The organism is Acidimicrobiales bacterium (genome assembly GCA_035531755.1).
Classification (GTDB): Bacteria; Actinomycetota; Acidimicrobiia; order Acidimicrobiales; family UBA8190; genus DATKSK01.
Genome location: DATKSK010000047.1, coordinates 17,765 through 40,491 on the forward strand (window position 1 = coordinate 17,765; position 22,727 = coordinate 40,491).

Genomic DNA, 22,727 nt, shown 5'->3' on the forward strand with positions numbered 1-22,727 from the left:
CTAACGGGTCTCGACCGTACCGGTGAAGACGTGGTCGGCCACGAGGCCGAGGCCGTGGACGTCGTGCACGTCGACGTCGAGCAGCGGTACCCGGGCCACGGGGGACGGCGCCACCTGGACCACGAGGGCGCCGAAGGCCTCCTCTTCGCGCCGGTTGACGGCCTGGTAGCCCCGGAGGTTGTCGACCAGCGCGTCGAGGGCGCTCCCCGGCGGCGCGGCGGGCAGCTCCTCACCGGCGCCGAAGGCGGGGTGCACCCGGTTGACCACCAGGCCCTCCACCGCCAGGCCCGACTCGTTGAGCTTGTCGGCGAACCAGCCGGCCTCTTCCACGGTGTCCGAGCGCGGCGAGGTGACGAGGACGAAGGCGGTGGTCCGCCGGGACAGCAGCCGCCGCATGTGCTCGGCGCGCACCCGGAACCCCTCCTCCATGCCCTCGAAGGCCTGGAAGAAGGCCACGGCGTCGTGCACGATGTCGGCGCCGGCCACCTTGGAGATGGTGCGCAGCAGGGCCTGGGTGGCCACCGACACGGCCCGCAGGTAGGCACGGGTGGGCATGAGCAGGAGCTGGAACAGGCGGTGCCCCAGGAAGCGCGTGAGCCGGCGCGGGGCGTCCAGGAAGTCGAGGGCGTTGCGCGTCGGGGGCGTGTCCACCACCACGAGGTCGTAGCGGCCCTCCTCGGAGAGCTCGTAGAGCTTCTCCATGGCCATGTACTCCTGCGTCCCCGACAGCGCGCCGGTGAGGTTCCGGTAGATGCGGTTGGCGAAGATCCCTTCGGCCTGTTCGGGCGACGACGCGTACTTGCCGACGAGGTCGTCGAAGGTGCCCTTGGGGTCGAGCATGAGCGCCCACAGCTCCCCCGGCCAGTCACCGTCGATGCGGCTCGGGGTGTTGGCCAGCGCGTCGACGCCCAGCGCGTTGGCGAGGCGCTTGGCAGGGTCGATGGTGACGACGCACGCCCGGCGCCCGCGCCGGGCGGCCTCGAGCGCGAAGGCGGCCGACACCGTGGTCTTGCCGACCCCGCCCGACCCGCAGCACACGATGATCGAGCGTTCGGCCACGAGCTCGGCCAGCCCGACGACGCCCGTCGTGAGCGGGGCGGTCACGACGGCACCTCGTCGTGGGCGCCCGCCCCCCGGGGCCCAGGGTTCCCGTCGCCCCCGCTCCCGTCGCCCCCGCCCCCGTCCCCGTCCCCGGTGCCGTCGCCCCCCGGGTGGCCGTCCCCGCCGCCGTCGTCCGGCGTCCGATCGGCCCCGGCGCGATCGTCGCCGCTGCGGGCGGCCTGGGACGACGGGTGGCGTCGTGCGGCCGCGGCGGCGTCGTCGGGGAGGGCGAGGACGGCCGTGGCCAGGCCCGCGGCCAGGTCGTCGAGCTCGTCGGGCCCGATGCGGCTGCTGAACAGGAAGGGCGCTTCGAGCTGGGGGAGCGGCAGCTCGGCGGCGAGGCGCCCCCGCTGCTCCTCCTGCAGCCCGAAGCGGTGCGCCCGGAAGGCCGCCGCGGCCCGCAGGGCGTCGGCCTGGGCGTCGGTCAGGGTGACCCCGACCTCGGCCGCCGCCTCACCGGCGTCGCGGTCGAGCCGGGGGTCGGCGGGCAGGCAGGCGTTGACGATCACGGGCCCGAGCGAGATGCCGATGCGGTCCTCCAGCTGGTAGGCGGCCTCCACCACCTCGTTGACGGGCATCTCCTCGGCCAGGGTCACGAGCACCACCTGGCAGCGCTCGGCATCCGAGAGCATCTCCACCACGTCGGCCGCCTGGGTGCGCACCGGGCCCGAGCGGGCGGCGTCGAGGAGCCCCTGGGCCGAGGACAGGAAGGTCATGGCGTGGCCGGTGGCGGGGGCGTCCACCAGGATGAGGTCGGCGGCGGGTTCCCGCTCCAGGCTCTTCACCTTGCCCAGGACGAGGATGTCGCGCAGCCCCGGGATCGCCGTGGCCACCACGTCGAGGGCCCCCGAGGACACCAGGCGGCGGGAGATCCTCTTCATGCCGTGGTCGGCCAGGTACTCGAGCAGGGCGTCGTCAGGGGTGATGCGGCGCGCCCGGACGGTGCCCCGGCCGGGAGGGGCGGGAGCCGAGCCGTCGTCGGGCTCGAACCCGGCAAGCAGCGACTCGTCGTAGGCCAGGGCGCCGGACCGGCCGAAGGCGGCGGGCACGCCCGGCTTGCCCTCGAGCTCCACCACGAGGACCGACAGCCCGGCGTGGGCCGCCATCCGGGCGAGGGCGGCGGTGATCGTGGTCTTGCCGACCCCGCCCTTGCCTGCGACCACCAGGACCCGGCTCGTCCGGAAGAAGGCGGCGACGTCCATGTGCGGGCGAGCGTATCCGCCTGCCCCTCGCCGCCGCCCACGGTCCCGGTGCCCGGGCCCTCCGGCCGCCAGCGGCGCCGCCCGCGCCCCGGGAGGAGCCCCCGGGGCAGGTAAACCCGAGGAACATCCTGGTCAAACCCCTTGTCGGCCTCGGAGGCTCGGGAGTAGCGTCACGCCTAGGAGGGGGAGTGGCGACAAGAACGTTGGGCGAAGCGTGGCAGGCTCGGGCGGCCTGCAGGGGGCCGCAGGCCGCGGTCTTCTTCCCGCCTACGCATGCCGAGCGCAAAGAAGACAAGGTCGAGCGGGAGAACCGGGCCAAAGAGATCTGCACGGCCTGTGCCGTGCAGGAGGACTGCCTCGAGTACGCCATCCGCATCCGTGAGCCGCACGGCATCTGGGGTGGCCTGAACGAGAACGAGCGCAAGCAGGTCCTGCAGCGTCGCGCCGGCTGACGCGACGATCTCCTGGTCAGCGGGTCACTGCAGCCCGATCCGGCGCGCCCCGGCCTCGACGCCCGGGGAGCTGCACACGGCCGCGGGCCGGCCCCCCGTCGCCGCGCAGATCGCCGCCGACAGCCTGTTGGCCGCGCCCAGGACCGCCTGGGTGACGGGGCTGGTGGGGCTCGTGAGCCCCTGGGCGATCTGCTCGAGCGACGACCCCTGGAAGATGCCGGGCGAGAACCCGATGCCCGCCCCCGACACCACCAGCCGGTTGGCGACGTCCACGAAGGGCAGCGTGCCCGTGCCGGGGACGAACGGCGCCCCGTCGAACTGCCGGACGAGGGCCGCTTCGAGCGGGGTGGGCGCGTGCAGCGGGGGGAAGCCGGCCGGGGCCGTGCCCGAGGGCTCGCCCTTGTACTCCTCGACGCTGGCGAGGGTGAGGTAGCGGCTGCGGTAGGTGGCGCCCTCGAAGCTGAACGTCGGCGTGCCCGGGAACACCTCGGCGCTCGACGACGACGTGGCCCCCAGGTGGGTGAAGGTCCCGAACCGGCCCAGCGCGGCGACGAGGGCCCAGCGCTCGGCGGCGCAGTAGGGGCAGAACTCGGCGCCCACGAAGACCACCGCCGGTCGGCCGCCGATGGTCAGGGGGGCCTGGCCCGACAGGACGGCCTCCCCGGGGTCGCCCGCAGCCGGGGCGCCGACGGCGTCGAACACCGCGGCCGGCACCGACACCACGGCGCGCACCGCCGCCGACGACGCCGGCGCCACCGGCGGCGGGGTGACCGTGGTCGTCCCCCGGGTGACCTTCACGACGAGGAGCACCACCACGACCAGCAGGATCAGGAGCACGAAGACCCACGTGACCAGGGCCATGGGGAGACGATGGCGCGTCGGGGCGGCGGGGGACTGGTCGTCGGTGCCGTTGACCTGCGTTGTCGCCATCGTCGAGGTGCCCGCGCATTCGGCCGGGGCGCCGGTTGCCGTCGCCACGCCCGGACCGAGGAGGTGACAGCCTATCCACGCGCCGGGCGGGCTCACAGGCGCCCCCCGGGGAACGGACCATTCGTGGGATCCGACGCTCGGCGATGGTGCCGGCCGGCTCGGGCACGTAGATTTCTCGCCGTGGGGAGCGCGGGGGGGGAGGTGCGGGAGGGCTCACCCGTGCTGTTCCTCCACGGGTGGGGCGTCGGCCCGCTCGCCTACACCGGCGCCGTGCGCCACCTGGCCGACATCGGCTGCGCCGTGGTGGCGCCGGCCCAGCCCGGCTTCGGCGGCACCCCCGCCCTGGGCGCCGACGACACCACCTTCCCCGGCTACGCCCGCTGGGCCGCCGAGCACCTCGACGCCGGGGGCGTCCGCGAGCCCGTCATGGTGGTGGGGCACTCCTTCGGGGGCGGGGTGGCGCTGCAGCTGGCCCACGACTTCCCCGAGCTCGTGCGCGGCGTGGTGCTGTGCAACGCCGTCGGCGGGCCCCATCGGGGCAGCATCCCCGAGTACCGCCCGATGGCCGACCGTCCCATCTGGGAATGGGGCCGCGACCTCGGCGCCGACCTCTTCGCCCTGTCGGCGGTGACGCGCGTCGTCCCCGCCGTGCTCGGTGGCGCGCTGCCGAACCTCGTCCACAACCCGCGGGCGATGTGGCGGGTGGCCCATGTGGCGCGCCGTGCGGACCTGCTCGGGCAGGCCGCCGCGGTGGCGGCGCGGGGCGTGCCCCTGACCATCGTGTGGTCCGACCGCGACCGGCTCGTCCCCCATGCCGCCTTCGCCGCGCTGTGCCGCGCCGCCGGTGTCCGCGGCGAGGTGGTGCCGGGGACGCACAGCTGGCTCATCGCCGACCCGTGGCGGCTCGCCGACGTGGTGCTGCGGGCCATGGTGGACGCCGGCGTGGTCGAGCACGCCCTCGCCCGCCGGCGCTCCCCGGTCGCCGCCACCGTCTCGTGACCGACGCCGACCCGGCCACCGCGCCGCCGCCCCCGGTGGTGCCGGCCCGGGACGCCGCCACCATCATGCTGGTGCGCGACGCCACGGCCGACACGGGGCCCGCGCTCGAGGTGTGCATGCTCCGGCGCCACCTGGACTCCGACTTCGTGGGGGGCGCCTACGTCTTCCCCGGGGGGAAGGTCGACGACGAGGACCGCACCGTGGCGGCCGAGGAGGCGTGCGCCCGGCGCAGCGACGCCGAGGCCAGCGCCATGCTGGGCGTGCCGTCGGGCGGCCTGGCGTTCTGGGTGGCGGCGCTGCGCGAGTGCTTCGAGGAGGCCGGCGTCCTGCTCGCCTACCGGGGGGACGGCGTCGGCGACGACGCCACCCTCGTCGCCGCCAACCCCGCGGCACGCGACCGCCTGGCCGCCATGCGGGCCACGTTGAACGCGGGGGAGGTGCGCTTCCTCGACGCCTGCCGCCACGCCGGGCTCCGCCTGGCCACCGACCGGGTCCACTACTTCAGCCACTGGATCACGCCCGAGCCCGCGCCGAAGCGCTACGACACCCGGTTCTTCGTGGCCGCGCTCCCCCCGGGCCAGGAGCCCATCCACGACGACTACGAGACGGTGGCCACCGTGTGGGTGCGACCCGACGAGGCGCTGGCCCGCGCCGCCGCCGGCGAGTTCGACCTGATCTTCCCCACCATGAAGAACCTCGAGGCGATCAGCCGCTTCACCACCAGCGGCGAGCTGCTCGCCGCCGCGGCCGCCGTCGAGCGCGTCCCCACGGTGCTCCCCCGGGTGGTGTCCGACGAGCGGGGGTTCCGCATCCTGCTGCCCGGCGACCCGGGGTACGACGAGGCGGTGGGGGCGGGCGCAGCGACGTCGGAGGCCGGCCGGTCGCTGTCGCCGTCGGAGGTGGGGGCCATCGTGCGCACCGTCGGGGCCGATGGCCGCGCCGACCGGGCCCAGCCCGCCGGGCCTGCGGGCGCCGAGTCGACCGGATCCGGAACCGGGCCCGGGGGGCCTGCAGACGTCGCCCCGCCCGCGGGGCCGGGCGGATGACCACCGCGCTGGCGCGCCAGCCCGCCGCCGCCCCCGAGCCGGGTCGGCCCGTCGCCCTGTCGGCGTTGGTGGCGCGGGCCACGGCCCCCAACCCGGGGATGATGACCGGGCCCGGGACCAACACCTACCTCGTGGGTACGACCGAGCTGGCCGTCGTGGACCCCGGGCCCGACGACGCCGGCCACCTCGACGCCCTGGCCGAGCTCGGGGACGGGCGCATCCGCTGGGTCGTCGTCACCCACACCCACCCCGACCACGCGCCGGGCGCGGCCGGGCTGGCGGCGCGCACCGGCGCCGAGGTGCTGGGCTTCTCGGCGCGCGACGGCTTCGTCCCCGCCCGCGACGTGGGGGACGGGTTCACGCTCGCCGGGGAGGGGTTCACCCTGCGCGCCCTGCACACCCCGGGCCACGCCTCCAACCACCTGTGCTGGCTCCTGGTGGAGGAGCAGATGCTCTTCTCCGGTGACCACGTCATGCAGGGGTCCACCGTCGTGATCGCGCCCCCCGACGGCGACATGGCCCACTACCTGGCCAGCTTGCGCCGGCTGTTGGCACTCGACCCGCCGATCGCCACCATCGCCCCGGGCCACGGGTCGCTGTTGCCGGAGCCCGCGGCGGCGCTGCAGGGCATCGTCGAGCACCGGCTGGGCCGGGAAGCGGTGGTGGTCGGCGCTCTCGACGCCGCCGGGCGCGCCACCGTCGACGAGCTCGTCCCGACCGTCTACGCGGATGTGCACGAGGCCCTCTACCCCGTGGCCCGCTACTCGCTGTGGGCCCACCTCCGGAAACTGGGGGACGAGGGCCGGGCCCACGGTGACGACCCCGCCGACATCGCCGCCGCCTGGGCCGCCGTCCCCTGACGGCTCACCGGATCTGACGGCCGGGGCCAGGCAAGGGCTAGGCGTCGCCGAGGGCGGCCTCCACCCGGTCGAGCAGGCGGGCGGTGCAGCCCGCCAACTCCACCACCGGGGCGATGTCGTCCGCCACCCGGGTGGCCAGGGCGTCGAAGGCCGCACCCATCACGTCCCCGTCGAGCGCCACCGGGGTGCCGGCGTCGCCGGCGGCGGCCATGGCGGGGTGCAGGGGCACGGTGCCCACCAGCGGCACGCCGATCTCGGCGGACAGGCGCGCCCCGCCGCCCTCGCCGAACAGGGCGTAGGTGGTGCCGTGGTCGCAGGTGAACGAGGACATGTTCTCGATGACGCCCGCCACGCGCAGATGCCCCTTGCGGGCCATGTCGGCAGCGCGCGAGGCCACCTTCTGGGCGGCGAGCGGCGGCGTCGTCACCACGAGAACCTCGGTGCGCGGCAGCATCCGTGCCAACCCCATCTGGACGTCGCCGGTCCCCGGGGGCATGTCGATGAGCAGGTAGTCGAGGTCCCCCCACCGGACGTCCTCGAGGAATTGCTGGACGGCGCGGTTGAGGATGAGGCCGCGCCACATGATGGCGGAGTCCTCGTCGGCGAGGAAACCCATCGACACCACCTTGAGCACGCCCGGCCCCACCGGCTTCTCGAGCGGGATGATCTTCTTGCCCTCGGCGCGCAGCTCGCCCTGCATCCCGAGCAGGCGGGGCACCGAGAACCCCCAGATGTCGGCGTCGAGCAGTCCCACGGTCAGCCCCCGCCGTGCCAGTGCCACGGCCAGGTTGACCGTCACCGAGGACTTGCCCACCCCGCCCTTGCCCGACGACACGGCCAGCACCCGGGCGGTGGCGGGGATGTCGGTCGACAGGGCCCGGTCCTGTTGGGCCTTGCTGCGGGCCCGGTCCATGAGGGCCCGGCGCTCGTCGGCGTCCATCTCCCCCATGACCACGTCGACGGCGTCGACACCGGGGAGGCTCCCGACCCGGGCCACCACGTCCGTCTGGAGCTGGGTGCGCAGGGGGCAGCCGGCGACGGTGAGCGCCACTTCCACCTCGACGCGCCCGGTGGGGGCCACGGCCACCCGCCGGACCATGCCGAGGTCCACGATGTTGTCGCCGAGCTCGGGGTCGATCACGCCCAGCAGGGCGACGCGCACCGCCTCCTCGTCGGGCGGCGGGAGCGGGTCGGGCACCCCCCCGATCCTACCGTTCACCTGGGCGGGATCTGCCGGAGCAGCCTGCCGGGTACAGTGGTGGGAGGCCGGTGCGGGCTCGCCACGCCGGCCACGGGTGGCCGACGGGTGCCACGACGAGCGACGGGAGGCAGCGCCGTGACCACGACGAGCTCGGTCAGCATCGGCAGGAAGCCGAGCGCGATCACGCTGACGGACGGCGCTATCGCCAAGGTCACCGACCTCATCGCCCAGGAGGGCAACGACTCCCTGGTCCTGCGCGTGGCGGTCCGCCCCGGCGGCTGCTCGGGCTACAGCTACGAGATGTTCTTCGACTCCGAGCTGACCGACGACGACGTCGTGGCCACCCAGGGCACGGTGAAGGTCGCCGTCGACACGGCCAGCGCCGAGCTGCTGAAGGGCGCCAGCCTCGACTACACCGACGGCCTGCAGGGGGCCGGGTTCCACATCTCCAACCCCAACGCCACCCGCACCTGCGGCTGCGGCTCCTCTTTCAGCTGACCCACCCCTTCGCGCCGGGCCCGGCGCCGACACTCTCCTTCCGCCTCGACGGCTCCGAGGTCGAGGTTCCCGACGACGGAGCGTCGCTCCTCGAGGTCCTGCGCGACCGCGTCGGCAACCGTTCGCCGAAGGACGGCTGCAGCCCCCAGGGCCAGTGCGGGTGCTGCACCGTCTGGGTGGACGGGTCCCCGCGCGTGGCGTGCGTCACCCCGGCCCGGCGCGTGGCGGGCCGCGACGTCACCACCCTCGACGGTCTCGACCCCGCCGTTCTGGACGCCTGGGCCGAGGCGTTCACCGCCGTGGGGGCCAGCCAGTGCGGCTTCTGCACCCCGGGGATCGTCATGCGCCTGGCCGCGCTGGGGGCGCGCCACGTTTCGCCCGACGACGCCGCGGTGGAGCGCGCCCTGCTCGCCCACCTGTGCCGCTGCACGGGCTGGCGCACCATCCTCGACGCCGCGCGCCGCGTGTACGACGCCGCGTCACCGGCTGCGGCCGCCGCGCCTGATGCGCCCGCCCGCGCGCTGGCACCGGCCGCACCCGCCCGCGCGCTGGCACCGGCCGGGGGAGCGGGCCGCGACCTGACGGCCGCCGCCCGGCGGGCGACCCTCGAAGGCGGCACGCCGCAGGTGGTGGGGACCGACGTGGCCAAGGGTGGCGGGGGCTTCGCCGACGACGGCGCACCCGCCGATGCCCTGGTGGCCGTGCCCGACGGTGACGGGGGCTGGGCCGTGGCCGAGACGCTGGGCGCGGCCCGGGCGCTGGCCGGCAAGGTGCAGGGTCGCAACTCGACGGTGGCGCTGCGCCATCCCGTGGAGCTCGCGCCCGGGGACTGGGCGCTCACCTTGCAGACCACCTTCGTGGAGCCCGCGTACCTCGAGCCCGACGCCTCGTGGTGCGCGCCGGGCGGGGAGCCGGCCTCGCCCCTCGCCAACGGCGGTGCCTTCGGCGGCAAGCTGTCGTCGGTGGCGGCCGCCGCGGCGCGCCGTCTGGCCGACGAGCACGGCCGACCGGTGCGCGTCGTGTTCTCCCGTGAGGACGTCGTGCGCCTGGGGCCCAAGCGGCCCCCCGTCGCCGCCGGTGTCCGCGCCGACGGGTCGGGCGTGGTGCGGGTGGGCCGCACCCCCGGGTCCCCCGGTCTCGGCGCCTGGGTCGAGGCGCTCACGTCGGCGGCGCCCGCCCTGGTGGTGGAGGAGGTCGCCGTCACCGGACCGCCCGTCTCGGCGCAGCTGCGGGCCGCGGGTTGGGCCGAGGCCGCCGTGCTCCTCGCCGCCCTCGGCGCCCGGGACGCCGGCGCGGTCGGGCCCGGCCATCCGGTGACGGTGCGGTCGCCGGCCGGGGCCCGGGCCACCGCCACCGTCGACGCCTCGGGGTCGGTGCACGTGTCGGTGGCGGCCGGCGAGGTGCTCGACGAGGTGGTGCTGCGCTCCTACGCGGTGGGGGCGGTGCACCAGGCGCTCGGCTGGGTCCGCACCGAGGGCATCGCCGTCGACGACGCCGGGACGGTGCTCGACCTCACCATCCGCTCCTTCGGCATCATCGCCGCCCGGGACATGCCCGCCGTCGAGGTCGTCGTGGAGGACGATCCCCGGCCCGCGCTGCCCGCCGGGGATACCGTCTTCGCAGCCGTGGCCGCGGCCGCGTGGCTGGCGGCCGGGCTCGCCCCGCGGTGGCCCGTCGATCCAGGAGGTGGTACGTGAGCACGCCCGTCGGTCCCTATTCGCCCGCGCTTCGCGCCGGCGAGTGGTTGGTGTGTTCCGGGCAGCTCGGCATCCACCAGGGCGACGACGGCCCCGAGCTGGTGGAGGGCGGGTTCGACGCGCAGGCCCGCCAGGCCCTCGTCAACGTGGGCGCGCTGCTCGCCGGGCGCGGCCTCGGATGGGCCAACGTGGTGAAGACCACCGTCTTCCTGGCCGACATGGCCGACTACGCGGCCTTCAACGCCGTCTACCTCGGGGCCCTCGGCCAGCACCGCCCCGCCCGGTCGGTGGTGGGCGTCGCCGCGCTGCCCATGGGAGCGCTCGTCGAGGTGGAGGCCTGGGCCTACGCCGGGGAGGCCTTCAGCCCGGGGTGACCCCGGCGCCGGCGGCACCGCCGGAGCCTCGCAGAGCCGTGGGGTCGTGACCCGGTGCGTGGTGCGTCGGTGAGTGGATGAGCCTCAGGGCGCCCACGAACCGTGGCCGAAGCGGTAGCCGACGGAGCGCACCGTCTCGATCAGGTGGGCGTGCTCCTCGCCGAGCTTGGCCCGCAGCCGCCGCACGTGGACGTCGACGGTGCGGGCCCCGCCGTAGTACTCGTAGCCCCACACCCGGCTGAGCAGCGTCTCGCGCGTGAACACCTTGCCCGGTCGCGCCGCCAGGAACCGCAGCAGCTCGTATTCCATGTAGGTGAGGTCGAGGGCCCGGCCCGCCACGGCCGCCTGGTACGTCTCGAGGTTGAGCACGAGCGGCCCGTGCTCGATGAGCTCGGTGCGCAACCCCCGGCCGGTGCGGAAGAAGAGGTGGGCGAGGCGCGCCGCGATCTCCTCGCCGCGCGCCGGGAGCACGCAGAAGTCGTCGAAGTGGTCCTCGCGCAGCTGCAGGTCGGCGAGCTGGGTGGGCCCGACGACGAGCAGCAACGGCCGCAGCGGCACGTCGCGGGCGCGCACCAGCCGGCACAGGGCGAAGGCGCCGGTGGCGTCGGGCTCGGCGCACACCACCGCGCCCGCCCACCCGTCCTCGGGCTCGTCGGACTCGGCGTGCTCGGGCCGGGCGACCGCCTTCCACGGGTACCCGGCGCGCTCGAGCACGAGCGCCAGCTCGGGCGGGAACGGCTCGGGGTAGCACAGCAACGGCTCCATCGGCTGTCGTGTCTCTCCTCGGTCCTCGGTCCTCGGTCCTCGTCCCGGTTCCTGGCGCCCGGCCGGTCCGCGCTACAGCAGCGGGAAGTAGCGGTCGAGCTCGAACTGGCTGATGTGGGTCTTGTAGGCGGCCCACTCGGCCCGCTTGTTGCGGATGAACCACTCGAAGACGTGCTCGCCCAGCGTCTCGGCCACGAGCTCGGACCGCTCCATCTCGGCCACGGCCTCGTTGAGGCTGCCGGGCAGGGGACGGATGTCGTCGGCGGCGAGCTCCTCGGCCGTCATGGTGAAGAGGTTGGCGGCCGCCTCGCGGGGCAGGTCGTAGCCGTCCTCGATGCCCTTCAGGCCGGCCGCCAGGATCACCGCGAAGGCCAGGTAGGGATTGCAGGCCGTGTCGGGTGAGCGGTACTCCACGCGGGTCGATTCGTGCTTGTTGCGCTTCACCACGGGGACGCGTACCAGGGCCGAGCGGTTGTTGCGGGCCCACGACACGTGGATGGGCGCCTCGTACCCGGTCACGAGGCGCTTGTAGGAGTTGACCCACTGGTTGGTCACGGCGGTGATCTCGTGCGCATGGCGCAACAGGCCGGCGGTGAACCCCTTGGCCACCTTCGACATGCGGTAGGGGTCGTCCGCGTCGTAGAAGGCGTTGGTGTCGCCCTCGAACAGCGACAGGTGGGTGTGCATCCCCGAGCCCTGCACGCCGGCGAGGGGCTTGGGCATGAAGCTGGCGTGCACGCCCTCGTGCTGGGCGGTCTCCTTGACCACGAGGCGCACCGTCATGACGGTGTCGGCCATGGTGAGGGCGTCGGTGTAGCGCAGGTCGATCTCGTGCTGGCTCGGGGCGTCCTCGTGCTGGGCGTGCTCGACGGGGATGCCCATCTCCTCGAGGGTGAGCACGCTGCGCTTGCGCAGGGTGCTGGCCACGTCGGTGGCGGTGAGCTCGAAGTACGACCCGCTGTCGAGGGGCACCGGCGGGCCGCCGGCGTCGGGCTTGGCGAAGTAGAAGTACTCGATCTCGGGCGAGGCGAAGAACGTGAACCCCCGCTCGCGGGCGCGGTCGAGGGTCCGGCGCAGCACGTGGCGGGGGCAGCCCTCGAACGGGGTGCCGTCGAGGTTGAAGATGTCGCAGAAGACCCGGGCCACGGGCGCCTCGTCGGGATGCCACGGCAGGATCTGGAAGGTCTTCGGGTCGGGCCGGGCGAGCACGTCGCTCTCCTGCACGCGGGAGAACCCGTCGATGGCCGAGCCGTCGAAGGTCATGCCCTCCTCGAGGGCGTTCTCGAGCTCGGCCGGGGTGATGGCGAAGGTCTTGGCCGTGCCCAGCACGTCGGTGAACCACAGCTGCACGAAGCGCACGGCCCGTTCCTCGACCGTCCTGAGCACGTACTCCTGCTGGCTCCGCATGTCGCCTCCACTGGGTGGCTCGTGTGCCGGGTGGGTCGAGGTCCGTCGGGCCGCCCCCGGAGGGCCCGGCCCGCCCCTCCAGTGTCGCAGGGGTGGACGGGGACTGCGGACCAGTTCATACGCCGTTTACACAGGGGCAAACCGGGGGAAACCGGCCGGTGGGATGCTGGTGCCGGGCGGTGCCGGGCTCGGCCGGGTCGCCGCGCCGGCGCGGACTTGTGAGTCGGCGTGCCAGCCACCACGATGGTGCCGCCGTGGCGGGCCCGGGCCTTCGAGCCGGGCGGCCGCCGACCAGACCAGCAGACCCGAGGACGAGGAGGACCAGTGCAGCAGCGGACCCCGGCGGAAGTGCTCCGCTTGGTGAAGGACGAGGGCATCGAGATCGTGGACGTCCGGTTCGTCGACCTGCCCGGCCTCATGCAGCACTTCTCCGTCCCCACGCACCAGCTCACCGAGGACGTGTTCGAGGAGGGCTTCGGGTTCGACGGCTCGTCGATCCGTGGCTTCCAGGAGATCCAGGAGTCGGACATGCTGCTCATGCCCGACCCCAACACGGCCGTCATCGACCCCTTCCGCGAGCACCGCACGCTGAACGTCAACTGCTTCGTGCGCGACCCCGTGACCCTGGAGCCCTACTCGCGCGACCCGCGCTACGTGGCCAGCAAGGCCGAGGCCTACCTCGGCACGACGGGGCTCGCCGACACCTGCTACTTCGGGCCCGAGGCCGAGTTCTTCATCTTCAACGACGTGCGCTACTCACAGGACCAGCGCCACGCCTTCTACCAGGTGGACTCGGTCGAGGGGCACTGGAACTCGGGGAGGGACGAGGGTCCGAACCTCGGGTACAAGATCCGGCCGAAGGAGGGGTACTTCCCCGTCCCGCCGGCGGACCACTTCCAGGACCTGCGCTCCGAGATGATCCTCACCATGGAGCGGCTCGGCATCGAGATCGAGGTGCAGCACCACGAGGTCGCCACCGCCGGCCAGGCCGAGATCGACATGAAGTTCGACACGCTGCTCGTCATGGCCGACAAGCTGATGCTCTACAAGTACGTGGTGAAGAACGTGGCCCGCGCCGCGGGGTACACGGCCACGTTCATGCCGAAGCCGCTCTTCCAGGACAACGGCTCGGGCATGCACTGCCACCAGTCGCTGTGGAAGGACGGCAACCCGCTGTTCTACGGCGAAGGCTACGGCGGGCTGTCGGACATGGGCCGCTGGTACATCGGTGGGCTGCTGAAGCACGCTCAGGCCGTGCTCGCCTTCGCGGCGCCGACCACCAACTCCTACAAGCGGCTCGTGCCAGGCTACGAGGCGCCGGTGAACCTGGTGTACTCGCAGCGCAACCGGTCCGCGGCGTGCCGCATCCCGCTGTACTCGCAGAGCCCGAAGGCCAAGCGCGTCGAGTTCCGCTGCCCCGACCCCTCGTGCAACCCGTACCTGGCGTTCTCGGCCATGCTCATGGCCGGGCTCGACGGTGTGCAGAACCGCATCGAGCCGCCGGACCCGGTGGACAAGGACCTCTACGACCTGCCGCCCGAGGAGCTCAAGAAGGTTCCCCAGGTCCCGGCGTCACTCGACGAGGCGCTCGACGCGCTCGAGGCCGACCACGACTTCCTGAAGGCCGGCGGGGTCTTCACCGACGACCTGATCGAGACGTGGGTCGACTACAAGCGGCTCAACGAGGTCGACGCGGTGCGCCTCCGGCCGCACCCGTGGGAGTTCATGCTCTACTACGACATCTAGATTTGCCATCGACAAATAGCCCGATACGCTGGGCTTTTGTCGAACGCCTCGCTCCGCTGGAGGGTTCGGGACTAGGACGCGTCTAGAATCCTCTCCGTGAAGGGGACGATGACCGAGACGCGGTCCGGCGTGTGGCGGTTGCGCGTGGTCGTCGGGTACCGGCCGGACGGCCAGCCTCGACAGGCGTCCCGGACGTTCCGCGGGACACGGCGACAGGCACACACCGAACTCTCGAAGTTCATCGCCGAAGCCGAGAACCCGACGGCTCCGCTCGTCGGGGGTACGACGGTAGCCGTGTACCTCGAGCGTTGGATGCAGCACGTCAGGGCACATCGTCAGCCCGACACGATCCGCAACTACGCCGTCAAGGTTCGGCGCCTGACCGATGCGTTCGGCACCACGCGGCTCGACAAGCTCCGTCCTCATCAGGTCGACGACACCTACAGGCGTTGGCTGGACAGCGGGATGTCGCCGGCCACGATCAAGGCCCACCATGCGGTGTTGAGCGCGGCGCTCAACCAGGCCGTCAAGTGGGGCCTCGTGGGAGCGTCGATCGCCCCGCTCCTCACGGTCCCCACCGTGCCCAATCGGCGTATGTCCGTGCCCGACGTCGAGACGGTGCGGATGCTGGTGCAGCAGTCCGACGAGTCCGACCCCGTCCTCAGCGCGGCCATCATGCTGGCGGCCCTGACGGGCTGCCGACGGGGCGAGCTGATGGGCCTGCGATGGACCGACGTCGACCGTGAGCGGATGTTCCTCCACGTCGAGCGCGCCATCAAGCGGGCCGAGGAGCGCCGCCAGCTCGTTGTGGGCCCGACCAAGACGCACCAGGACCGGCGCATCTCGCTCGATCCGGTGACACTGGCCGTGATCGACACGCACCGCCGCCGAGCCGAGGGCTGGGCCGCCGCCGCTCGCGTGAAGCTCCGTGACGACGGGTACATCCTTACCGAGGATCCGACCGGTCGGACGCCACTGGCGCCCGACACCTTGACGCATCGCTTCAGCCGCCTGGCCAAAAGCTTGGGACATCCGACCGTGCGCTTCCATGATCTGCGCCACGCCGTGGCCAGCAATCTTCTGGCCGCCGGCTACGACCTGGCCATCGTGGCGGGGCGACTGGGCCATCGGGACCCCACGATCACCCTGCGCGTCTACGCCCATGCGCTGCAGGAGCGGGACCGTCAGGCTGCTGCCACACTCGGCCAGCTCATGGTTCCGGAGGCGCTGCCGAAGAGCAGTTGACGCCGGACTGGCTCTCGTTATCGGCGTGGGCTCGGTCGTCCCTCGATTTCCGGACGACCACCGCACAGTGACAAACCCTCGACTTCGGGCGCCCTTTGCGCCGGATCTGTCGTCGCTACGAAGGCCGACCAGTTCACCCTCATCAGGCGCCCGATGCGGAACAACCCCGGAATGTTGTCGCGGCGGGCGACTCGGTATCCCGTGTCGATGGAGCATCCCACTCGCCGACACCACTCAGGGATGGTGATGAACTCTAGGGTCTCCTCTGTGCAGGCATCCGAGACGCTCTCCGCGTGCTTCGAGTTGGTGTCGCGGTGATCGATCGTCACGACGCCACCCTCCGCCACTCGCATGCCCGGTCCTCGTACATGGCCCGGCGAGCGACCCGGGCATTGTCAGCGAGGCCTTCCGCCAGCCAGGCGTCACCCTCGGTGGCGTACCCCATCCCGACGAACTCCCACGCCCTGACCTCGACGAGCTCGTCCTCGGGGTCGGGGTCGGCCTTCGCCTCGAGGGCGTCCTCCCGGGCGACGCGCCATGCCTGTCGGGCGGAGCGAAGTGCCCCAAAGGTCGTGGAATACCGCCGCGACTTCGTGGCGAAGTGACCCCGGAAGCCCAGCGTGTGGGCCCAGGCTCGCAGGTGGTGCTCGCGATAGCGCTCGTGTCCTCCGAGAGTCCAGGCGCTCTCCACCAGACGCAGCAGCTGGGCCGGGAGGCCGATGTGCTCGGGGATCCCGGCCCGGAGCCGGTGGTCGAGCAGGCCCCGGCCGTCACTCGTCTTGGTGGAGTACTTGGCCAGGTAGGCCGCCGCCCGGGCCCGGCGGTTGGCGACCTCCGTGATCGGGGCCACGTCGAGCTGTCTCCCCCAGCGGACCCGGCGGGCGTGCGGTCCGCGGTCGCCGGCGACGGGGGCGTGGACCTTGCCCACGGCGATGGCCACGGCCCGGCCGAGCATGTGCGCGTCGAAGCCGGGAGGCACGGGCTGTTCGGGTCCCTCGACCCCGTCGAGGCGGATGACGGCATGGACGTGGACCGATCCCCGGCGCTGGAACTCGACGACCTTCACGTAGCTGAGCCGCACCAGGCGCCCCACCTCCCGCACCGACACGCTCGCCAGCTCCGCCACGGCTCGCAGCACGTAGATCGACGTGCGCCGCCACAGCTCGGAGACGGTCAGGTTGAAGAGCACCGCCGCTTCGTAGTCGTAGCAGGCCGGGCACAGGGCCTGGCCGAGGATGCCGTCGTGTTCGCCGTGACGCTTCGCACAGGTCATGGCCCCGTGCGGACAGCGCCGCTTCCGGGGGTGGCACCGACCGTCGTGGCCCCGGCGGTGGACGGCGCCGAAGCTCGGGGCCGTGAGGGTCACCAAGACGGCCGGGTGCTCGGCCACCGACTCGGCGACGCCCTTGCCGCCCCTGAGCCCGGCCGCCACCAGCTGGAAGGCGTCACCGCGGTAGACAGACGCGCACGGGGGGCACAGGGTCTCCCGTCGGGACCCACAGGCCTTCAGGAGCACGCCGTCGGGGAGGTCCCTGGTTGCGAAGCTCACCACCGGGACAGCTCCCCCGACCTTGGTGATGCGGCCCTTGAGCCGGACGGGGCGCCGGCAGCACCCGGCTCGCTTCACGGTCTCGGCGAAGGCCTGGTAGCCCCCGGGGGCGCTGATGCGGGCCAGGATGTCGTCGATCCGGGGATCGCCGAGCACGGTGTCGGGTTCTTGCGGCGTCATGGGCCGCACTATGAAGACCGACCGTCACACGAAACGTCACATGAAACGTCACACGCGAAAAGTTGTACTCCGACCTGCGACGACGTTGCCATATTGTCGGCCCGGAACCGGGTGCGGATTGGTTTCACTGGCCGAACGATGACAATCCGACCTCATCCGAAACCTCATCTGGGACCTCATCTGGGAAAAGTCACCCGCTGACCTGGGCGGCGTCGGACCCGATTTCGGGCATCCCCCTTCGCCTTGGGGCTTTGGACCCGAGTCGAGTGAGGTGTGCACCGAGGACCCGGTCGCCTCAAGGGCACGCTCCGGCGCCGCTCCATGCCGCTGATCCCGGAGATGGCGGTGCCGAGGGCATGGACCGGCCCCCTCGCTCAGGCTGCGCCTGTCCCTTGACCCGACCGCCTCCTCGGCGCTTTGGCTCGTAGGGAGCGACGGGGGACCGTCGCTCCGGTCCCCGAGAGCGCGACGTCCAGGGTGGAGGATGCGGAAATGGCAGGTGAGCTCGAAGTTGGGGGCCTCGATGCCTGTTTGGCGTACGGGGAGGCCGCCTTGGCGGTCATGGGGGTCCAGGAGGCCAAGACCCGGTCCGGGGCGACGACGGGGCCTGTGGCCGTGGCCTTCGACGAGCTGCTCCTCGCCCATGACCAGCTCCGGGAGCTCTTCGCCGGCGGGGCGACCAGTGCCGTCGGCGAGTTGGCCCTCAGTGTCCTGGTGCTGGCTGAACGGACCAGGATCTTGGTCGACAGCTGAGAGCTCGTGGTCCTCGGTTTCTCGGGGCTCTCAGATCCTCGAGGCCAAAGTCCGATGATCATTTCAGGAATCCCACTTTCCTGATGTCTGGTGTCCGTTACCGGCCGGGCGCTCTACGGCGCCCGGCCGGCGGCACCGCACAAGAGGTCGAACGCCCGGCAGGGTGGGCACCTGCGGGAGACCGTTCGTCAGGACCGTTCGTCAGGTGCCGTTCGTCAGGGTGTGTGAGGACTCTCTTTACGGAAGATCGAGGCCGGCAAATGCAACGTCTACGTGGGAGTGCGTCTGGCTCGAGCTCGATTGAATCTCCTTGAGGTCAATGAGTCAGGCGGGGTCGTTGGGATACCTGTTGAGAAGTCATTAGCTCTGTTGGGGAGATGGTGGTTGACCGCGTAGCAAATAGACGCACAGAGTGGCGCGAGCACCACATCAAGCGGTAGTCGGCTGATCCAAGCACTCGCTGTCTGGTCGGAGAGTTGAGCCTCAGAGCTCAAGTCGCCGGTTTCGCGAGAGTCGCCCGGGTGAGCTGTGCCACCAGACCGGGGGATCAGACAGGTGAAAGCCAAAGGCAATCACTTTCGGCGAGCATCTCACGTTGAGCGGACTCTGCTGCGCCACAACTCGGTGGCACGCGGGGTTGTCGGCCTTCTGTGCTCTCTAACGGTCCTAGTGGGTGCATTGCAGGTCGCGCCCTTGCAGGCCTCTCCTCAGAGCAATGCGCGCAAAGCCTTGCGTCATTTTACCCTTGCATCAGCGTCGGGAACGATCTCAACCGTTGCCGGTGGTCCTGGAGTGGGACCGGCAACATCGCTCGGGCAAGAACCATTGGGCGTCGCCTTCGACAGCAGTGGTCGGGTCTACGTGGGCGACTCCAACGCCAATCTCATCCGCCGGGTGGATCCAGCCAGTGGCAGCGAGACAGTGGTGGCAGGCAACGGTGGCACCGGCTATTTCGGTGATGGAGGTGCGGCGACATCTGCGAACATGACGACACCTCAGTCCCAGGCGATCGACTCCCATGGGAACTTGGTCATCGCAGACACGTCGGACCACGCGATCAGGGTTGTCGCCGGGAGCACGGCGAGCTTCTACGGGGTCTCGATGACCACCGGTGACATCTACACCGTGGCCGGGACGGGCACTCTTGGGTACTCGGGCGACGGCGGCGCGGCCAGATCGGCAGAGCTCCGCTACCCCTATTCGGTGGCGGTCGATGCCAATGGGAACATCGTCATCGCAGACACCTACAATGACCGTGTCCGCATCGTGGCTGGGAGCACGGGCTCCTTCTACGGGATATCCATGACCTTGGGCGACATCTACACCGTGGCAGGCAACGGTACCGCCGGATATTCGGGAGACGGCGGTGCTGCGACCTCGGCCGAATTGGGACAGCCAAAGGGCGTGACGTTGGACGCTAACGGCAACCTCGTCGTCGCCGATACATTCAACTACCGCATTCGCGTGGTGGCGGAGACGACCGCCACGTACTACGGGCAATCTATGACTGCGGGCGACATCTACACCGTGGCCGGCACGGGCAGCTCTGGGTACTCCGGCGACGGCGGTGCGGCGACGTCCGCAAAGTTGTACCTCCCGGAAGATGTCGCCACGGATTCTCACGGCAACCTTGTAGTTGCCGACAGAGGCAACAATGTGATTCGAGTGGTGGCCGAAGCCACGGGCTCCTACTACGGAGTGTCCATGACCACCGGTGACATCTACACGGTGGCCGGCAACGGTACCGCTGGATATTCAGGAGATGGCGGTGCGGCCATCTCGGCCAAGCTTTCGTCACCTCAGACCGCCCGGGTCGACGGCAGCGGTAATCTCGTTATCGCTGACACTGCCAACAACCGGGTCCGGGTCGTGGCCGGTTCGACCGGCACCTTCTACGGCATCTCCATGACCGCCGGGGATATCTACACGATGGCCGGCAACGGCACGGTGAGTTATTCGGGTGACTCAGGGACCGCCACCTCGGCACAGATGTGGTTCCCCATGGGTGTGGCAGTTGACGCCCACGGCAACGTGTTGATCGCCGACGGCGACAACAATGTCATCCGCGCTGCGGCCCACAGCACGGGAACTTTCTACGGCGTGGCGATGACCGCCGGCGACATCTACACCGTGGCGGGCAATGGCGCCTATGGCTATTCGGGCGACGGCGGCACGGCCACCTCGGCGGAGATGGACTTCCCCCAGGGAATAGCGATTGACGGACAGGGGAATCTGGTGATAGCCGACGACAACAACAACGTGATCAGAGTGGTAGCGGAGTCCACGGCCACCTTCTATGGCGTGGCGATGACCGCCGGTGACATCTACACGGTCGCCGGTACGGGAACCTTTGGGTACTCCGGTGACGGCGGGTCGGCCACATCGGCCAAGCTCCACAACGCACAGTACGTCGCCGTCGACGGACATGGCAACCTGGTGATGAGCGATACCGACAACAACGTGATCCGAGTAGTAGCGGAGTCCACGGCCACCTTCTATGGCGTGGCGATGACCGCCGGCGACATCTATACGGTGGCCGGCACCGGCACGTCAGGGTCCTCCGGTGACGGCGGCGCGGCGACATCGGCCAAGCTCGACTTCCCGGAAGGCGTAGCCCTCGACGCCAAGGGCAACCTAGTGATCGCTGACTTTTACAACAGTCGAATTCGGGTCGTCGCGGAGTCCACGGCCAGCTTCTACGGCGTGGCGATGACCGCCGGTGACATCTATACCGTGGCCGGTAGCAGCCAGGGGTATTCCGGCGACGGCGGCGCGGCGACATCGGGAAAGCTCAGCCTGCCGTACGCGGTGACCGTGGATGGCCAGGGCAACCTGGTGATCGCCGATACCTTCAACGACGCCATTCGTGTGGTGGCGGAATCCACAGCCAGCTTCTACGGCGTGGCCATGACCGCCGGAGACATCTACACCGTGGCCGGCAACGGCAACTACGGCTACACCGGCGATGGCGGAGCCGCCACCTCCGCGGAGCTCTATTCTCCTGAAGGCGTGGCCCTGGACGGGGAAGGCAACTTGCTGGTAGGGGACAGTTACAACGACGCCGTCCGCTCGATCAGCGGCGGCCCTTCCGCACCGAGCGTGGGTTCGAACAGCTACGGAGGAGCGAACCTGGTCTCAAAGCAGGTCAAAGTGTGCAACCAGGGCGACCCCATCGACTGTGCCACGGGGGACTTCTGGGAGACCTACAACCTCTTGTCCGTGCCCGGGCGGGGCATACCTCTCAGCTTCTCGATGTCGTACAATTCCCTCGCGGCCGCACAGAGTTCGGCGGTGGGGTCGGGTTGGACCTTCAATTACGGCGCCAGCCTGGCTACCGACGCCCTTGGCAACGCGACCGTAACCGAAGACAACGGCAGTACGGTTCCCTTCGTCGCCCAGAGCGGGGGTGGGTTCCTCGCCCCGTCGTGGGCGCCCGCCACCTTGGTGCATAACGGCGACGGCACCTACACCTTTACCCGGCTTCAAGACGACGTACAGTTTGCCTTCTCGTCGACCGGTCAGCTGAGCTCGATCACCGACCGAAACGGCTACGTCACGAGCCTCAGCTACACCTCAGGGAAGCTCTCCACCGTCACCGATCCCGCCGGACGCCAGCTGATCTTCACCTACACGGGCAGCCTCATCACGGGGGTGTCCGACCCCAGCCGGAGCATTACGCTGGGCTATACCTCGGGGAACCTGACCTCCATCACCGACGCGGCTACGAAGGTGACGTCTTTCACCTACGACACTGGGGGTCAACATCTGCTGCTCACGGTCACGCGGCCCAATGGCCAAACCGGGGGCCCGAACGCCGGCACCCACGTGACGAACACGTATGACTCGAGTGGCCGGATCCTCACCCAGCAGGACCCGGCGGGACTGACCACGACCTACGCCTACGCAGGGGTCAACTCTTCCGTCGGCGGGGGTACCACCACCATCACCGACCCGCACGGCAACGTGACGGTCGAGCACTTCGCTAACAACCTGCTCACTTCGTCCACCAAGGCGTCGGGGACGTCGATCGCGGCAACCACGACGTATACGTATGATCCAGTCGTTGCCGGTCAGACCACCGTTACCGACCCAAACGGGCACACCACAACGAACACCTACGATGCGAACGGTAATGTCCTCACGTCCAAGGACGCCCTGAGCAAGACCACGACGGACACCTACAATTCGTTGAACGAGCCGCTCACCGTTACTGACCCAATGGGAATCGTCACCACTTACACCTACGATGCCGATGGCAACGCACTGACCAAGGTCGTAAAAGGGGTCGGAGGTTCTCCCACTGAGACGACCACGTACACCTACGGTGACGGCCACAACGGTGACCTGACCCAGGTCCAGGACCCCGACGGGCACATCACCACCTACACTTACGACACCTACGGCGACGTGGCTTCGACAACCACGTCGGCAGGCTCGACCGGCACGAGCGCCACGAACGCAGTAGACAAGTACGCCTACACCTCCATCCGCGCTGTCGGCTCCTTTGTGCACAACAGCGCCAACGGCCTGACCACGCTCTCGGTCTCCCCTCAGGCCGTCGGTGACGCGGAAGTGCTTAGCGTAGAGGTCTCCTCGGGGAGCATCACGGTGTCGTCGGTCTCCGGCGGCGGGGCCACATGGAGCAAGCTCACCAACTCGGTCGACTCCTCCCAGGCCCGAGACGTCGAGCTGTGGTTAGGGACCGTCACCACGACCGGTAGC

The 22,727-nt window shown here is 70.9% G+C and carries 18 protein-coding genes; 11 read left to right on the plus strand and 7 right to left on the minus strand.

The features are described 5' to 3' along the window. Together VMV22_09885 and VMV22_09890 are read right to left on the minus strand one after the other, a co-directional pair. Entirely contained in the window at nucleotides 1–1,104 is a 1,104-nt protein-coding gene (locus tag VMV22_09885; protein HUY22638.1) for an ArsA family ATPase, read from the minus strand. Continuing rightward, nucleotides 1,101–2,303, minus strand: coding sequence for an ArsA-related P-loop ATPase (locus VMV22_09890; protein HUY22639.1), 1,203 nt, complete (start codon nucleotides 2,301–2,303; stop codon nucleotides 1,101–1,103). The genes VMV22_09885 and VMV22_09890 overlap by 4 nt, the downstream gene beginning before the upstream one ends. A 188-nt stretch (nucleotides 2,304–2,491) precedes the next feature. On the opposite strand from VMV22_09890, the gene VMV22_09895 reads away from it, so the two are divergent. Next, entirely contained in the window at nucleotides 2,492–2,755 is a 264-nt protein-coding gene (locus VMV22_09895; protein ID HUY22640.1) for a WhiB family transcriptional regulator, read from the plus strand. A 24-nt stretch (nucleotides 2,756–2,779) separates the two neighbouring features. Here the strand turns inward: VMV22_09895 and VMV22_09900 are convergent, their stop codons facing one another. Then, nucleotides 2,780–3,685, minus strand: a complete 906-nt coding sequence (locus tag VMV22_09900; protein ID HUY22641.1) for a DUF929 family protein — start codon at nucleotides 3,683–3,685, stop codon at nucleotides 2,780–2,782. 180 nt (nucleotides 3,686–3,865) lie between these two features. Between VMV22_09900 and VMV22_09905 the strand changes: the two genes are divergently transcribed. The 3 genes from VMV22_09905 to VMV22_09915 are packed head-to-tail and all read left to right on the plus strand — an operon-like array spanning nucleotide 3,866 to nucleotide 6,590. Beyond that, nucleotides 3,866–4,684 (plus strand): alpha/beta fold hydrolase, encoded by an 819-nt coding sequence (locus tag VMV22_09905; protein HUY22642.1) that lies wholly within the window; start codon nucleotides 3,866–3,868, stop codon nucleotides 4,682–4,684. After that, nucleotides 4,681–5,730, plus strand: coding sequence for a hypothetical protein (locus VMV22_09910; protein HUY22643.1), 1,050 nt, complete (start codon nucleotides 4,681–4,683; stop codon nucleotides 5,728–5,730). Before VMV22_09905 ends, VMV22_09910 begins: the two co-directional genes overlap by 4 nt. After that, nucleotides 5,727–6,590: an MBL fold metallo-hydrolase gene (locus VMV22_09915; GenBank protein HUY22644.1), complete on the plus strand. Its 864-nt coding sequence runs from the start codon at nucleotides 5,727–5,729 to the stop codon at nucleotides 6,588–6,590. Before VMV22_09910 ends, VMV22_09915 begins: the two co-directional genes overlap by 4 nt. A gap of 37 nt (nucleotides 6,591–6,627) precedes the next feature. Here the strand turns inward: VMV22_09915 and VMV22_09920 are convergent, their stop codons facing one another. Then, nucleotides 6,628–7,788: a P-loop NTPase gene (locus VMV22_09920; GenBank protein HUY22645.1), complete on the minus strand. Its 1,161-nt coding sequence runs from the start codon at nucleotides 7,786–7,788 to the stop codon at nucleotides 6,628–6,630. Between the two features lie 138 nt (nucleotides 7,789–7,926). Here VMV22_09920 and erpA point away from each other — a divergent pair, with 138 nt between their 5' ends. The 3 genes from erpA to VMV22_09935 all read left to right on the plus strand — a co-directional run bounded on the left by erpA (nucleotide 7,927) and on the right by VMV22_09935 (nucleotide 10,360). After that, nucleotides 7,927–8,289, plus strand: coding sequence for an iron-sulfur cluster insertion protein ErpA (gene erpA, locus VMV22_09925; GenBank protein HUY22646.1), 363 nt, complete (start codon nucleotides 7,927–7,929; stop codon nucleotides 8,287–8,289). Nucleotides 8,290–8,465: 176 nt separating this feature from the next. After that, the gene (locus VMV22_09930) at nucleotides 8,466–9,986 is read left to right on the plus strand and encodes a 2Fe-2S iron-sulfur cluster-binding protein (protein ID HUY22647.1); all 1,521 of its coding nucleotides are present in this window, start codon (nucleotides 8,466–8,468) and stop codon (nucleotides 9,984–9,986) included. Continuing rightward, complete coding sequence (locus VMV22_09935) at nucleotides 9,983–10,360, plus strand: Rid family hydrolase (GenBank protein HUY22648.1); 378 nt, start codon at nucleotides 9,983–9,985, stop codon at nucleotides 10,358–10,360. Before VMV22_09930 ends, VMV22_09935 begins: the two co-directional genes overlap by 4 nt. Before the next feature lie 84 nt (nucleotides 10,361–10,444). Here VMV22_09935 and VMV22_09940 read toward each other — a convergent pair whose 3' ends face one another. Then, nucleotides 10,445–11,125: a response regulator transcription factor gene (locus VMV22_09940; protein HUY22649.1), complete on the minus strand. Its 681-nt coding sequence runs from the start codon at nucleotides 11,123–11,125 to the stop codon at nucleotides 10,445–10,447. Between the two features lie 72 nt (nucleotides 11,126–11,197). After that, complete coding sequence (locus VMV22_09945; protein HUY22650.1) at nucleotides 11,198–12,532, minus strand: glutamine synthetase family protein; 1,335 nt, start codon at nucleotides 12,530–12,532, stop codon at nucleotides 11,198–11,200. Nucleotides 12,533–12,856: 324 nt separating this feature from the next. On the opposite strand from VMV22_09945, the gene glnA reads away from it, so the two are divergent. Both glnA and VMV22_09955 read left to right on the plus strand, forming a co-directional pair. Then, nucleotides 12,857–14,278: a type I glutamate--ammonia ligase gene (gene glnA / locus VMV22_09950; protein HUY22651.1), complete on the plus strand. Its 1,422-nt coding sequence runs from the start codon at nucleotides 12,857–12,859 to the stop codon at nucleotides 14,276–14,278. A gap of 96 nt (nucleotides 14,279–14,374) precedes the next feature. After that, a complete protein-coding gene (locus VMV22_09955; protein ID HUY22652.1) occupies nucleotides 14,375–15,523 on the plus strand; it encodes a site-specific integrase in 1,149 nt (382 codons plus the stop codon). 325 nt (nucleotides 15,524–15,848) lie between these two features. On the opposite strand, the gene VMV22_09960 is transcribed toward VMV22_09955, so the two are convergent. Continuing rightward, the gene (locus tag VMV22_09960) at nucleotides 15,849–17,252 is read right to left on the minus strand and encodes a replication initiator (GenBank protein ID HUY22653.1); all 1,404 of its coding nucleotides are present in this window, start codon (nucleotides 17,250–17,252) and stop codon (nucleotides 15,849–15,851) included. Nucleotides 17,253–17,744: 492 nt separating this feature from the next. Between VMV22_09960 and VMV22_09965 the strand changes: the two genes are divergently transcribed. Both VMV22_09965 and VMV22_09970 read left to right on the plus strand, forming a co-directional pair. Next, a complete protein-coding gene (locus VMV22_09965) occupies nucleotides 17,745–18,005 on the plus strand; it encodes a hypothetical protein (GenBank protein ID HUY22654.1) in 261 nt (86 codons plus the stop codon). Between the two features lie 825 nt (nucleotides 18,006–18,830). Then, nucleotides 18,831–22,727 (plus strand): DUF6531 domain-containing protein (locus VMV22_09970; GenBank protein HUY22655.1); only part of this gene is annotated, 3,897 nt, incomplete at its 3' end.

Bases quoted from the DNA above. Each gene is read 5' to 3' on its own strand.
- VMV22_09890 (HUY22639.1), bottom strand. From the start codon at position 2,303: ATGGACGTCGCCGCCTTCTTCCGGACGAGCCGGGTCCTGGTGGTCGCA.
- VMV22_09900 (HUY22641.1), bottom strand. From the start codon at position 3,685: ATGGCGACAACGCAGGTCAACGGCACCGACGACCAGTCCCCCGCCGCC.
- VMV22_09915 (HUY22644.1), top strand. From the start codon at position 5,727: ATGACCACCGCGCTGGCGCGCCAGCCCGCCGCCGCCCCCGAGCCGGGT.
- VMV22_09940 (HUY22649.1), bottom strand. From the start codon at position 11,125: ATGGAGCCGTTGCTGTGCTACCCCGAGCCGTTCCCGCCCGAGCTGGCG.
- VMV22_09945 (HUY22650.1), bottom strand. From the start codon at position 12,532: ATGCGGAGCCAGCAGGAGTACGTGCTCAGGACGGTCGAGGAACGGGCC.
- VMV22_09960 (HUY22653.1), bottom strand. From the start codon at position 17,252: ATGACGCCGCAAGAACCCGACACCGTGCTCGGCGATCCCCGGATCGAC.
- VMV22_09965 (HUY22654.1), top strand. From the start codon at position 17,745: ATGGCAGGTGAGCTCGAAGTTGGGGGCCTCGATGCCTGTTTGGCGTAC.